The organism is Couchioplanes azureus (assembly GCF_014648355.1).
Classification (GTDB): domain Bacteria; phylum Actinomycetota; class Actinomycetes; order Mycobacteriales; family Micromonosporaceae; genus Actinoplanes; species Actinoplanes azureus.
Map to the genome: position 1 here is coordinate 312,803 of NZ_BMQY01000001.1, position 12,877 is coordinate 325,679.

Annotated in this window: 14 protein-coding genes; 4 read left to right on the forward strand and 10 right to left on the reverse strand. The window is 72.2% G+C overall.

Going from position 1 to position 12,877, the window contains the following annotated elements:
- Nucleotides 1–12 precede the first annotated feature (12 nt).
- The gene (locus IEY99_RS01490) at nt 13–402 is read right to left on the reverse strand and encodes a hypothetical protein (protein ID WP_229797998.1); all 390 of its coding nucleotides are present in this window, start codon (nt 400–402) and stop codon (nt 13–15) included.
- Nucleotides 403–455: 53 nt separating this feature from the next.
- Between IEY99_RS01490 and IEY99_RS01495 the strand changes: the two genes are divergently transcribed.
- Both IEY99_RS01495 and IEY99_RS01500 read left to right on the forward strand, forming a co-directional pair.
- Nucleotides 456–1,406 carry a diacylglycerol/lipid kinase family protein gene (locus tag IEY99_RS01495; protein ID WP_189198846.1) on the forward strand — a complete coding sequence of 317 codons (951 nt, stop codon included), beginning with the start codon at nt 456–458 and terminating at the stop codon, nt 1,404–1,406.
- 420 nt (nt 1,407–1,826) lie between these two features.
- Nucleotides 1,827–2,081 carry a WhiB family transcriptional regulator gene (locus IEY99_RS01500; protein WP_043524653.1) on the forward strand — a complete coding sequence of 85 codons (255 nt, stop codon included), beginning with the start codon at nt 1,827–1,829 and terminating at the stop codon, nt 2,079–2,081.
- A gap of 300 nt (nt 2,082–2,381) precedes the next feature.
- Here IEY99_RS01500 and IEY99_RS01505 read toward each other — a convergent pair whose 3' ends face one another.
- The 6 genes from IEY99_RS01505 to IEY99_RS01530 all read right to left on the reverse strand — a co-directional run bounded on the left by IEY99_RS01505 (nt 2,382) and on the right by IEY99_RS01530 (nt 8,806).
- Nucleotides 2,382–3,152 carry a sirohydrochlorin chelatase gene (locus IEY99_RS01505; protein WP_373293268.1) on the reverse strand — a complete coding sequence of 257 codons (771 nt, stop codon included), beginning with the start codon at nt 3,150–3,152 and terminating at the stop codon, nt 2,382–2,384.
- Nucleotides 3,134–3,889, reverse strand: coding sequence for a phosphoadenylyl-sulfate reductase (locus tag IEY99_RS01510; RefSeq protein WP_189198848.1), 756 nt, complete (start codon nt 3,887–3,889; stop codon nt 3,134–3,136). The genes IEY99_RS01505 and IEY99_RS01510 overlap by 19 nt, the downstream gene beginning before the upstream one ends.
- A complete protein-coding gene (locus tag IEY99_RS01515) occupies nt 3,886–4,044 on the reverse strand; it encodes an IS1 family transposase (protein ID WP_123678510.1) in 159 nt (52 codons plus the stop codon). Before IEY99_RS01515 ends, IEY99_RS01510 begins: the two co-directional genes overlap by 4 nt.
- Entirely contained in the window at nt 4,041–5,732 is a 1,692-nt protein-coding gene (locus IEY99_RS01520) for a nitrite/sulfite reductase (protein WP_189200503.1), read from the reverse strand. Before IEY99_RS01520 ends, IEY99_RS01515 begins: the two co-directional genes overlap by 4 nt.
- A 394-nt stretch (nt 5,733–6,126) precedes the next feature.
- The gene (locus IEY99_RS01525) at nt 6,127–7,749 is read right to left on the reverse strand and encodes a PAS domain-containing sensor histidine kinase (protein WP_189198849.1); all 1,623 of its coding nucleotides are present in this window, start codon (nt 7,747–7,749) and stop codon (nt 6,127–6,129) included.
- A gap of 22 nt (nt 7,750–7,771) precedes the next feature.
- Complete coding sequence (locus IEY99_RS01530; protein ID WP_189200505.1) at nt 7,772–8,806, reverse strand: SIS domain-containing protein; 1,035 nt, start codon at nt 8,804–8,806, stop codon at nt 7,772–7,774.
- Between the two features lie 241 nt (nt 8,807–9,047).
- Here IEY99_RS01530 and IEY99_RS01535 point away from each other — a divergent pair, with 241 nt between their 5' ends.
- Nucleotides 9,048–10,673, forward strand: a complete 1,626-nt coding sequence (locus IEY99_RS01535) for a tetratricopeptide repeat protein (protein ID WP_444542440.1) — start codon at nt 9,048–9,050, stop codon at nt 10,671–10,673.
- A 275-nt stretch (nt 10,674–10,948) separates the two neighbouring features.
- On the opposite strand, the gene IEY99_RS01540 is transcribed toward IEY99_RS01535, so the two are convergent.
- Nucleotides 10,949–11,164 (reverse strand): biotin/lipoyl-binding carrier protein, encoded by a 216-nt coding sequence (locus tag IEY99_RS01540; protein ID WP_071808679.1) that lies wholly within the window; start codon nt 11,162–11,164, stop codon nt 10,949–10,951.
- 169 nt (nt 11,165–11,333) lie between these two features.
- Between IEY99_RS01540 and IEY99_RS35175 the strand changes: the two genes are divergently transcribed.
- Entirely contained in the window at nt 11,334–11,408 is a 75-nt protein-coding gene (locus IEY99_RS35175; protein ID WP_369752275.1) for a 50S ribosomal protein bL37, read from the forward strand.
- A 63-nt stretch (nt 11,409–11,471) separates the two neighbouring features.
- On the opposite strand, the gene rsrA is transcribed toward IEY99_RS35175, so the two are convergent.
- Together rsrA and IEY99_RS01550 are read right to left on the reverse strand one after the other, a co-directional pair.
- Entirely contained in the window at nt 11,472–11,750 is a 279-nt protein-coding gene (rsrA, locus tag IEY99_RS01545; RefSeq protein WP_071808701.1) for a mycothiol system anti-sigma-R factor, read from the reverse strand.
- 5 nt (nt 11,751–11,755) lie between these two features.
- Nucleotides 11,756–12,652, reverse strand: a complete 897-nt coding sequence (locus IEY99_RS01550) for a sigma-70 family RNA polymerase sigma factor (protein ID WP_308427005.1) — start codon at nt 12,650–12,652, stop codon at nt 11,756–11,758.
- Between the last annotated feature and the right edge of the window lie 225 nt (nt 12,653–12,877).

The window sequence follows — 12,877 nt, forward strand, 5'->3', positions numbered from 1 at the left end:
CCGGCAGCGAGATCAGTCGAGACCGAGCGCCCGCGTCGTGGGCGGCATCAGGCAGAGCAGTGCGACACCGATGCCCAGCAGCATCGTCAGCGCCCCCGCCCAGGCCGGCCCCGTCTGCAGCAGGAATCCGCCCGAGGCGATGAGGAAGAGCTGGACGACGATCGCGGGCCCGCGGGCCCGCGCCGAGCGGCCCGCCAGAGCCCGGGCCACCAGGAAGACGGCGGCCGCGCCGAGCGCGGTCATCGCGGCGAGCGAGATCGCCACCGCAAGGCTGCCGGGATCCGCCGTCACGACCAGCACCACCAGGTACGCCGCCAGCACCGCGAGCGCCACGGCCTCGGCGGCGAGCAGGCGCACCGCCCAGACCAGAGTCGCGGGATTCTCCACTTCCGCAGGGGTCACCGCTGTACGATACCGGCCAGCTCAGGGCGGCTCCGGGAGGTACAGTGCCGCCCATGCGAGCGTTACTCGTGGTTAACCCCAAGGCCACGACCACCAGTGAACGCAGTCGTGACGTACTGGTCCGGGCCCTGCGCAGCCAGGTCGAGCTGACGGTGGAGTACACCCTGGAGCGCGGGCACGCCACGACGATCGCCCGCAAGGCGGTGGAGAGCGGGGTGGACCTCATCGTCACCCTGGGCGGGGACGGCACGATCAACGAGGCCGTCAACGGGATGATGACCGCCGATCCGGGGCTCGCGTCGCAGCGGACGTCGCCCGCGCTCCGGCTGCCCGCGCTCGCGGTCGTGCCCGGTGGCTCCACCAATGTCTTCGCCCGGGCGCTGGGGATGCCGCGGGACTGGGTCGAGGGCACCGGTGTGATCCTCGACGGCCTGCGCTCGGGACGGCACCGCGTGATCGGGCTGGGTCGCGCCGACGACCGCTATTTCACCTTCACGGCCGGACTGGGGCTGGATGCCGCGGTCACGCGCCGGGTGGAACAGGCGCGGTTGCGCGGGCGTACGTCCACTCCCGCCCTTTATCTGAGGTCTCTGATCGGGGAGGTCCTCTCGGGTGAAGATCGCAAGACGCCGCCGCTCTCCATCGAGCGTCCCGGGGAGGAACCGGAAACCGGTCTGGGAACCGTCATCATTCAGAACACGGCCCCGTGGACCTATGTCGGCGACCGCCCGATCAACCCCAATCCCCAGGCGTCGTTCGACCGCGGACTTGACGTGCTGGCCCTTCGTAGCCTAGGAGTGGCGAGCACAACACGGACAGTTACTCAGATGGCGTCCCGGCGGGCCGATCCTCGGGGTCGCAACGTCCTGCGCATGCACGATCAGGCCGAGTTCACCATCGTCGCCAGCCGGCCCCAGTCGTTCCAGGTCGACGGCGACTACCTGGGTGAGCGGCAGAAGGTGCACTTCCTGTCCGTCCCCGACGCGCTGCGTGTGATCTGCTGAGGAGCGGGTAGGCCGAAACCGAAGGTCCTCACGATCCGTTACAGAAACACGGGCGAAAGGTCTGCGGGGCGGCGGCTACCGTACTACATTGATGGGAGCGTTCATGCGCCGGTCCCGGGGCCAACCCCCGGAAGCGGACAAAAGGGTCGTGAGCTAGCTCACCCGCCCGGAGATTTTCCGAGCGCTACCCTTGACATCGCGGGAGTTCGTGAAAGCATTCACAAGCGATAAGAAGTAACCGGATGCCGCTCGCCCGCGTTCCTAATCCAGAAGGTGCAGAACGGCCTCCTGAACAAAGCTTGCTCACGCACTGGTGATCGGACGAACGCTGTCCGTCGGTCGTCACGGCGTATGCAGATAAAAGTAAGTAGTAACCCGCACCAATTCATTACCCCAGCCGAAACAAGGAGTGTTGCCGCCATGGACTGGCGCCACGATGCGATCTGCCGCGACGAGGACCCGGAGCTGTTCTTCCCGATCGGGACGTCCGGCCCCGCGCTCCTGCAGGTCGAGCAGGCCAAGGCCGTGTGCCGCCGGTGCCCCGTGACCGAGTCGTGCCTGCAGTGGGCGCTCGAATCCGGTCAGGACGCCGGCGTATGGGGCGGTATGAGCGAGGACGAGCGGCGCGCCGTCAAGCGTCGCGGCGGCCTGCGGGTCGGCGCTCCCACCGCCTGAACAATCCCCTCACAGCATTAGCGCCCCGGGCCCATGACGGTGCCGGGGCGTCGTGCTGTCCGGAGTCATCCACCGTTTCGAGTCGATTACGCCGAGCAATGGTGACGCACGACATGAATCAGATCACCGATCTTCGCGAAATGATCTCGAAATCATCGCAATCGTTGACAGTATTGGCCTTCGCCTACTCACCCTCCGATGTAGAGGGGCCGCGGCTCTCAGCGACTTCTCAGTGAGGGTGATCACCGCTGGCGTAACGCAGCTCACCCCATCGAAAACAAGGACCGGAATCGGGGCGGATCAGGCCGCCGGCACGAACTCCGCCCGGCCGCCGGCGTCGATCACCCGGGAGGCCACCAGGGCCGCCAGCGCCGGGGTGTCCGTGAGCGGCTCGGTGACCACCGCCACGCCCGCCTCCCGCGCGGAGGCGACCGTCGAGTCCCACAACAATCCGGGCGCCAGGAAGTACGACACCAGACCGACCCGGCGACAGCCCTCCGCCTGCAGCGCGCGCACCGCGTCCCCGGACAGCGGCGGCGCGGCCGACGCATAGGCCGCCCGCCACGGCACCCCGAGCCGTTCCCCGAGCGCCGCGGCGGCTTCCTCCACCGTCGCCCGCGCGGAGGCGCTCCGCGTTCCGGCGGCGGTGAGCACCACCCCGTCCACCGGTGCGGCCGGGGAGACCTCACCCAGGCGCGCCGCCAGCCCGTCGAGCAACAGCTCCGGCACCCGGCCCCCGGCCGGACCCAGCACCTGGGTCAGCTCGACCTCCAGCCGTACGCCCTCGGCCCGCGCAGCGGTGATCTCCCCAGGCACGTCCACGCGCCCGTGATAGGCGGCGGTCAGCAGCAGCGGCACCATGATCGCCCGCCGGTGACCCGCCTCCGCGAACGACGCCAGCACCTGCCGCGGGCGCGGCACGCTGTGGTCCAGGTACGAGGCGCGCACGTCCCAACCGGGGTGCCGGGCCCGCACCGCCACCGCCAGCGCCTCGGTCGCCCGCGCCGCCCGCGGATCCCGGCTGCCGTGCGCGACCAGTACGACCGCCTGCCTCATACGTGCAGCCCGCACTCGGTCTTGTCGAACATCGCCCAGCGACCGGCCCGCGGGTCCTCGCCCGCCTTGGTCCGCCGGGTGCACGGCCAGCAGCCGATCGATCCGTACCCCTTCTTGAAGAGCTCGTTGACCGGCACGTTCCACCGCGCGATGTAGCGGTCCACGTCCGCCTGCGTCCACGCGGCGATGGGGTTGACCTTGACCTTGCCCTTGCGCGCGTCGAACGCCACGACGGGGGTGTTCGCGCGGGTCGGGGACTCGTCGCGGCGCAGGCCGGTGGCCCAGGCGTCGTAGTCGGCCAGGGCGCGTTCCAGCGGCTCGACCTTGCGCAGGTAGCAGCACTCGTCGGGGTTGCGGGCGAAGAGCCGGGGGCCGAGCTCGCCGTCCTGCTGGCCGACGGTCATCCGCGGACGGATCGACCGGACGTTCACTCGCATGGTCCGTGCGACCGTGTCGCGGACCTTCAGCGTCTCGGGGAAGTGCAGGCCGGTGTCGAGAAAGACGACGTCGACGCCGGGGGCCGCGCGGGAGAAGAGGTGGGCGACGACGGCGTCGGCCATCGAGCTCGTCACGCAGAAGCGCTCGCCGAACGTCGACGCGGCCCAGCGGGCGATCTCCTCGGCGGGGGCGTCCGCGAGCTGCGCGGCACCCTCCTTGGCGAGCGCCTCCAGCGTGGCGCGCGAGCGTCGGGCCGGATCCTGCGGCCCGTCCAGGTTCACCAGGCCGAGCCCGGCGGCGGTCAGCACCGTCATCGGTTCACTCCCTTGGAAAGCAGCCCATGGAACTTGACCGTGAACACCCGGGCGCAGGAGTGGCACTCCCACGCCCCGTGCGAGGCCTCGTGCGGATACAGGTCCTCGTCGCCGCAGTAGGGGCAGTACAGCGGGGTACTCCTCGCGTCGCTCATGTGAGCAGACTTTCGTCGGCCCGGATGACCCAGTCGGCGAAGCTCTCCCCCTCGGCGCGCCCCGCCAGGTAGTGCCGGGCGAGCCTTTCGACGTACTCGGGGAGCTCCTCGGCCGTGGCCTTGAGGCCGCGCAGCTTGCGGCCGAAGCCGGCCGTCTGGCCCTGCGCCATGCCCAGGCCGCCGCCGAGGTGGATCTGGAAACCCTCGACCTGCTCGCCGCGCGCGTTCATGACGAGCTGGCCCTTGAGCCCGATGTCGGCGACCTGGGTGCGGGCGCAGGCGTTCGGGCAGCCGTTGATGTGGATGGAGATGTCCACATCGAAGTCCCGGAGCCGCTCCTCCAGCCGGGCGACCAGCTCCTCGCCGCGGGCCTTGGTCTCGACGATGGCGAGCTTGCAGTACTCGATGCCGGTGCAGGCCATGGTGCCGCGGCGCCAGGCCGACGGACGGGCCTCCAGCCCGATGCCGCGCAGGCCTTCGACGAACGGTTCCACCTGGTCGTCGGCGATGTCCAACACCAACAGCTTCTGGTACGGGGTCAGGCGCACCCGGTCTGATCCGTGCTTCGCCACCAGGTGGGCGAGTCGGCTGAGCTGCGTGCCGGAGGAGCGCCCGACGACCGGGGCCGCACCCACGTAGTTCCGGCCGTCGCGCTGCTTGTGCACGCCGATGTGGTCGATCGGCTTCTCCGGCAGCACCGGCGGCGGGCCGTCCACCAGGGCGCGGCCCAGGTATTCCTTCTCGAGCACCTCGCGGAACTTGGCCACTCCCCAGTCGGCCAGGAGGAACTTGAGCCGGGCCCGGTTGCGCAGGCGCCGGTACCCGTAGTCGCGGAAGATCCCGACCACGCCCTCCCAGACGTCCGGGATCTCGTCGAGCGGCACCCAGACCCCGAGCCGCTCGGCGAGCCGGGGGTTGGTGGAGAGGCCGCCGCCCACCCACAGGTCGAAGCCCGGCCCGTACTGCGGGTGCACGACGCCGAGCAGCGCGATGTCGTTCACCTCGTGCGGCGTGTCGGCCAGCCAGGAGATCGAGGTCTTGAACTTGCGGGGCAGGTTCGAGTAGCGCGGATCGCCGATGTAGCGCTCGACGATCGTGTCGATCGCCGGGGTCGGGTCGAGGACCTCCTCGGTCGAGACGCCGGCGACGGGGCTGCCGAGCACGATGCGCGGGCAGTCGCCGCAGGCCTCGGTGGTCTGCAGGCCGACGGCCTCGAGCCGGCGCCAGATCTCCGGCATGTCCTCGACGCGGATCCAGTGCAGCTGGATGTTCTGCCGGTCGGTGATGTCGGCGGTGTCGCGGCCGAACTCGGTGGAGATCTCCGCCACGGTGCGCAGCTGGGCCAGGTTGAGCGCGCCGCCGTCGATGCGCACGCGGAGCATGAAGAACTCGTCCTCGAGCTCGTGCGGCTCCAGCACCGCGGTGCGGCCGCCGTCGATGCCCGCCTTGCGCTGGGTGTAGAGGCCCCACCAGCGGAAGCGGCCCCGCAGATCCTGTGGGTCGATACCGGCGAAGCCGGTGTGGGCGTAGATGTTCTCGATCCGGGCCCGGACGTTGAGCGGGTTGTCGTCCTTCTTGATCCGCTCGTTCGGGTTCAGCGGCTCGCGGTGTCCGACCGCCCACTGGCCCTCGCCACGCGGCTTGCGTGGGCGGACGGCGGGCGCGGCGGCGGGTGTGCTGAGCGCCATGGCGGCGTCCCTCCGGGTAATCGTGGGCACGCGCCGACGCTGACGGCAGGGCTCGCGACAACGGTGTCTGGAGGAAGCCGGCGCGTCTCGCGCGCCCGGAAATCAAACGGGCGGCGTCAGACAGCCGGACACATGGCGCTGCGGACACGGCCGTAGTCGACGTGGCGCCGGGCCACGAAGCGGCGGTCAACTGCAGCGGTCATGTCGGCAAGCCTCTCACGCCCCGCCCTTCTGGGCCAGTGCGGTCCAGAATCCGGGAGTGTGTCCGCCGCCACGATTCTGCGCCCGGGAGGCGTCGCGGTGACCCGGACCCGCACCGCCGGCCTGGAGCCGGAGGTCGGCTGCACCGCGGCCGTGCAGGTGCCGGGACGTGTGCCGGGGAAGCGCCGGCAGCTCATCGCTTGCCGAGGGGCACCACCAGCACGGCCTCGGTGCCACCGCCGGCGCGGTTGCGCAGCTCGATGCTGCCGCGCAGTTCGCCCGTCGCCAGCGCGCGCACGATCTGCAGGCCGAGCCGCCCGCCCGCGTCCGCCTGGAAGCCCTCCGGCAACCCCTGTCCGTTGTCGGCGACGGTGACGTGCAACTGCTTACGGAAGCGATGCGCGGACACGACGACCTCGGCCGACGGCTCCCGCAGGGTGCCCAGCGGATCCGCCTCCCCGGCAGACGGTTCCGGCGCGGATTCCAGCGGACCGGGCTCCCCGGCCGCCGGCTCCCGCGGGTGCGCCGACGGGTCGGACTCCTCACCGCGCGCCGGGAAGCCGTGCTCCACGGCGTTGATGAGCAGCTCGTTGAGGACCATCACCAGCGACGTGGCGATCTCCGCGGGCAGCACGCCGAACGTGCCCTCGCGGCGCATCTTCACGGTGATCTCGGTGGCCGCGACCTCGGTGGCGGCGGTGGCGACGCGGTCGACGATGCCGTCGAACTCGACCGCCTCGTCGCTGGACATCGAGAGGGTCTCGTGCACCAGGGCGATCGACGCGACCCGGCGTACGGATTCCTGCAGGGCCATCCGCGCCTCCGGGAGGTCGACCCGGCGGGCCTGCAGGCGCAGCAGCGCCGCCACGGTCTGCAGGTTGTTCTTGACCCGGTGGTGGATCTCGCGGATCGTCGCGTCCTTGGTCATCAAGGCACGATCGCGGCGGCGGACCTCGGTGACGTCGCGGACCAGCACCAGCGCGCCGATCGGCACGCCGGCCGGCATGAGCGGCAGGGCGCGCATCAGGACGGTGGCGCCGCGCGCCTCGACCTCCTTGCGGGCCGGGGACTCGCCGCGCAGCGAGGTGAGGATGCGCTCGGCGGCGTCCGTACCCTCCAGCGGGTCGGTGGCGAGCCGCTTCGACAGCACCGACAGCTCCTCGCCGACCAGGTGGGCGCTGAACCCGAGCCGGCGGTACGCGGACTGCGCGTTCGGGCTGGCGTAGGTGACCTTGCCACCGGCGTCCAGGCGGATCAGGCCGTCGCCGACGCGGGGCGCCGAGGTGGTCTCGCCCTGGTGCCGCGGCGGCGGGAAGGTGCCGTCGTTCACCATCTGGGCCAGGTCGTCGGCGGTGGTCAGGTAGTTCAGCTCGAGCTGGCTGGGCGTCCGGGCGGTGGACAGGTTGGTGTCGCGGCCGATGACCGCGATGACCTCGATGTTCTCGTCCTCGCCGCGCAGCCGCACCGGGATGGCCTCGTGGCGCGCCGGGGTGTCGCCGTACCAGACCGGGTCGCCCTCGCGCCAGATGCGGCCCTGCACGTACGCGATGTCCAGGTGGGCGACCTCGGGCCCGCCGACGATCTTGCCGACCTGGTCGTCCTGGTACGCCGTCGGCGCGGTCGTCGGCCGCACCTGGGCGACGCAGAGGAAGGACCGGGACTCCGCGGCCCGGGGCCGGACGGGCACCCAGAGCAGCAGGTCGGCGAAGGAGAGGTCGGACAGCAGCTGCCAGTCGCCGGCGAGCCGGGTGAGGTGGTCGATGTCGGCCGGGCCGAGGTCGGTGTGCTCTTCGGCGAGATCGCGCAGGGTGGACACGAACCCAGCCTTTCATGCCCCGTCAGAGCGTCGCGGTGACCTTCTTCAGGCCGCGCGGCGCGTCCGGGTCCTCCCCGCGCGCCAGCGCCAGGGCCAGGGCCAGCTTCTGCAGCGGCAGGATGTCGAGCAGCGGGGCGTAGCGCTCGTCGACCTCGGGCACGGCCAGCCGGCCGGCCGCGCCCGCGATGTCCCGCGCGCCGACCGTGACCACGTCGGCGCGGCGTTCGCCGAGCCGGTTCACCACGTCGGCCATCGAGGCGCCGCCGGGCCCGGCGCCGACCACCGCGAGCACCGGGACGTCCGGGTCGGTCATCGCGAGCGGGCCGTGCAGCAGGTCGGCCCCGGAGAAGGCGAGGGCCGGCAGGTAGGAGGTCTCCATCAGCTTCAGGGCGGTCTCGCGGGCCGTCGGGTACGCGTACCCGCGTCCGGTGGTGACCATCCGCGACGCGAACCGGTAGCGCTGGGCGAGCTCCTCGGAACCCCGCTCGGCCAGCGTCTCCTCGGCGAGCTGCGGCAGCTTCTCCAGCGCCGCACGCTCGGCGGCGGCGGGGCTGCCGTCGCCGTTGCGGACGCCCTCGACCAGCAGCAGCAGCGCCAGCAGCTCGGCGGTGTACGTCTTGGTCGCGGCGACCGCGCGCTCGTGCCCCGCGGCGATGTCGATCGCGAGCTCGGCGGTGCCGGCGAGCGGAGAGGCGGGGTTGTTCGTCACCGCAAGGGTGACGGCACCACTCTCCCGGGCGACTTTCAGCACCTCGGTGAGATCCGGCGAGCCGCCGCTCTGGCTGACGCCGACCACGAGCGCGCCGGCCAGATCGGGCCGGGCGCCGTAGAGCGTGATCGCGCTCGGTGAGGCGAGCCCGACCGGGATGCCGAGACGGATCTCCGTGAGGTAGGCCCCGTAGAGGGCGGCGTGGTCGGACGTGCCGCGCCCGACGAAGACGACGTGCTTGGGACGCTGCTCGGCGATCCGCGCGGCGACCTGCGCGATCGCGGCCGCCGGTGGGCCGTCGAGCAGCCGGGCGTACCCGGCGGGCTGCTCGCCGATGTCGGCCGCCATCCCCTGGCCTCGCTGCGTCACTGGACCTCCCGCGGATGCGCACTGTCGCTCGTACTGTGCGCAGTCTTGCACGTTTCAGGCGCCAAACGCAACGTAACGAGCACTACTGCGCAGGCGTGCAGGACTGACATATTGAGCGCCGTCGCCTAGGCTTCGCGTCGGTGGCACACCACGTGCCACCGACGCGCGCGAGGCCCGGCACCGCCGGTGCCGCCAGGACCGCCCGCGCATGGGGGAAGGCGTGGCCATGGACGACTCACGGCGCTCCGCCGACCGCGATCTCGCGCAGGCCCGCGCGGCGCTCGATCGCGGCGAGGTGCACCACGCCGCCGACCACCTGGCCGGCGCGATCGCGCATGCGCCGACCCTGCCGGAGATCCACGAGCTGCTCGGCCGGCTCGCCGCCCGCGCGGACGGCGGCCTGGAACTCTTCCCGCTGGAACAGCACGCCTTCGTGGGCACGGTCGTCGCCCGCGCCCACCTGCTCGCCGCGGCGGGCCGGCCCGAGGACGGCCTGCCCCTGCTCGCGGCGGCCAGCGGGCACACACCCGGCGTCGACTGGGCCGGCGTGCCCTGGGTCAGCGACCCGGGCCTGGGCGAACGGATGGATCCCGGCCTGCTGGCCCGGATCGTCATGCAGTTGTGCACGACCATCGGCGACCCGGCGCCCGAGGCAGGGCGGCCGGCGCTGCGGCCGTACCTGACGCTGGTCGGGCACGCGGTGCGGGCCCATCCCGAGCACGCGCTGCTGCTCGGCGCCGGCTCGGCGCTCGCGCGCCGGCTCGGCGAGGCCGAGCTGGCGGTCCGGTGGGCCGCCCGGGGAGCCCGGTTGCGGCCGTCGAAACTCGCGGAGATCTGGCTCGGGTACGCGTACCGCAGCGCGGGCCGCATCCCGGAGTCCCTGGCGGCCCTGCGCCGCGCGGTGATGTACGACCCGGACGACCTCTCCGTCTACGCCGACATCGCGGGCACCCTCGCCGACCACGGCCGGATCGACGACGCGCTGGAGTGGATCGACCGCGCGCTGGCCAAGAACCCCGACGACGACTGCGCGGTGCACACCGGGCACCGCCTGCGCTACCGGGCCGACGGCGACCTGGCCCACCTGGTCCGCCTCGCCGACTTCCAGCGCGATCACTTCGACGACACGCACGAGCACACCGACCTCGCGGAGTGCTGCGCGGACCAGCCGTGGCTGAGCCGGGTCCCGTCCGGGCCCGAGGCTGCGCCCGACCCGGCGCGGGAGCCCTTCGTGGCCGGCGCCCCGACGCCCGCCGCCGTGGAGCGCCTGCACCGCGCGGCCCACCCACTGTGGCCGCACCCGCCGGCCGCCTACGACGCGGCCCTCGGCCTGGTGCTGGTCGAGCCCGAGGATCTGCTCGCGCTCATCGCGCATCCCCCGGCGGCCCCGGACGACGAGGTGGGCCGGGCGCTCGCCGCCCACGACCCCGCCCTGTGGCGCCGGTGCGCCCGGGTGTGGGCCTGCCTCGGGCTGCTGCACCACCGTACGGAGGAACGGTGGCCGTTCTCGACCCGGCGCCGGCTGCTGGTGGAGCTCGCCAAGGGCGGCCTCGACGGGATCACCGAGGCGGCGCTGTTCGCCCTGATCACCTACGCCTGGGTGGACCCGGACGCGCGCTCGGACGTGGCGAACCTGGTCGGCCGCCGCCTCGGCGAGGCGGCGGGGTCGGCCAGCCTGGCCTGGTCGATCGCCCATTTGGCACTGGCGGCCCCGGAGGTGTCGCCGGAGGTCCGGGAGCGGGCTGCGGCGATCATCAAGGCGGAGGAGCACGCCGTCCTCCCGAGGATCCCGCGGCAGCGGAACCGGCGCGCGGGGCGCCTGCGGCGCTGGCTCACCGGCCGCTGAGCGACCGGCCGGGCCACGGCCGCTGAGGCCACCGCCGGCCGGGCCACGGCCGTTCAGGCCACCGCCGGCCGGGCCACGGCCGCTGAGGCCACCGCCGGCCGGGCCACGGCCGTTCAGGCCACCGCCAGCCGGGCCACGGGCCACTCAACCGCCGCGCGCTGGGCGACTCAACCGCCGCGCGCTGGGCGACTCAACCGCCGCGCCCTGGGCGCGGAAGCGCTCGGTCGCGGGACGCCGGCCGCTCGGCCTACCGGCCGCCCGGCTCCGGGTGCGGGCTATTCGATGACGGCGATCAGGTCGCCCTCCTGGACGACGTCGCCCTCGTTGACGGCGAGCTGAGCCACCACGCCGTCGGACTCGGCGAGCACCGGGATCTCCATCTTCATGGACTCGAGGATCACCAGCGTGTCGCCCTCCTCGACCTCGGCACCGGCCGCGGCCACGACCTTCCACACATTGGCCACCATCTCGGCACGGATCTCGTCGGCCATGGTGCTGTCCTCTCGTCGGCGCTGTCGCTCGAACGGTATCCAATCATGATTCGCTCCCGGGCACATATGGGGCGCGCGGTCCCGCGTCGCGCGGACGACTACGATCGGCGGGTTGGACGTACCCACGGCCGCCTCGCCGTCGGGAGCCGCACGACGACAGGAGAACGACATGGCCAAGAAGGCTCGCAAGAAGAAGGCCCGGAAGAAGAGCTCCGCCAACCACGGCAAGCGTCCCAACTCCTGAGCCGTGGAGTGACACCAAGGGCCCGCAGCGTGCGCTGCGGGCCCTTTCCCATGTCAGGGGCGCTCAGGGCAGGTACTCGTGGCTCTCGACCTCGACCACGTACTCGCTGAGCTTGCTCTTGAGCCGCTCACGCAGCTCGCGGGGCGCGGTTTCGTCGCCGCAGCAGCGGGCGACCAGCGCCTTCACCTCGTGCTCGATGCCGTACTCGCGCAGGCAGTCGGAGCAGTCGTCCAGGTGCTTCTGGATGAGCCGCCGCCGTTCGTCGCTGCACTCCAGGTCGAGGTAGAGGTAGACCTCGCTGATGACGACGCTGCAGTCGGTCTTCTGGTCCTCGTCGCTCACGTCGCTCAGGCCTCCTGTGCGGCGGGCGTGCTGGGGCTGCGGGTGATCCCCCGATCCACGGCGTACCGCTCGAGCAGCTTGCGCAGGTTGCGCCGGCCGCGGTGGAGGCGGGACATGACGGTGCCGATCGGCGTACCCATGATGTCGGCGATCTCCTTGTACGAGAAACCCTCGACATCGGCGAGGTAGACGGCCAGGCGGAACTCCTCGGGCAGCTGCTGCAGCGCGTCCTTGATGTCGCTGTCGGGCAGCCGGTCCAGCGCCTCGGTCTCGGCCGAGCGCAGACCCGCGGACGTGTGCGACTCGCTGGAGGCGAGCTGCCAGTCCGAGATCTCCTCGGTCGGCGCCTGCACGGGCTGCCGCTGCTTGCGCCGGTAGGAGTTGATGTACGTGTTCGTCAGGATCCGGTACAACCAGGCCTTGAGGTTGGTGCCCTCCTCGAACTGGTGGAACGCGGAGAACGCCTTGAGGAACGTCTCCTGCACCAGATCCTCGGCGTCGGCGGGATTGCGCGTCATGCGCAGGCCCGCGGCGTACAACTGGTCGACGAACGGCAGCGCGTCCCGCTCGAAGCGCGCGCGGCGCTCGTCGGTCCGCTCGCCGCGTCCGCTCCGTTCGACCCGCTCTGTAGGCGTCACCCGCATCTCTCCCCTCGACCGCCCTGCCGAGGATACGGGGAGTGCCCGATCCGTAGATTCGAAAACCGCCGGTGTGCTGACGCTCACCGATGGAGGGACGGGAAGCACCCGGCCCTTGGATTCGAAAACCGCCGGCGCGCTGACGCTCACCGATGGAGGAACGGGCGGCGGCGACACCGCGGGCCATTCCGGCGAGCGCAGCAGGTCACGCACCCGGCGGGAGCCCTGACCTTCCCGCTCGGCGAACTCGGTTCCGCCTCGCACGTGGCACACCCCTTCCGACGGACGACCTTCCCAGGGTGTGCAACGCCCGCCGCGGCTGTCCGCATTCCGACTTGCCCGGCCCGGCCCTGCCGGCTTCCGCGCCCGAGCACCTGACCCAGCCGGATCGGCGCACCCGAACGGCACGCCTGGACACCGGACCGGTCCTGCCCGCGCCCCTGGCCCGGCCGGGCCGGCCTCCGTGCGGCGGCGCGGTCAGGGGGCTTC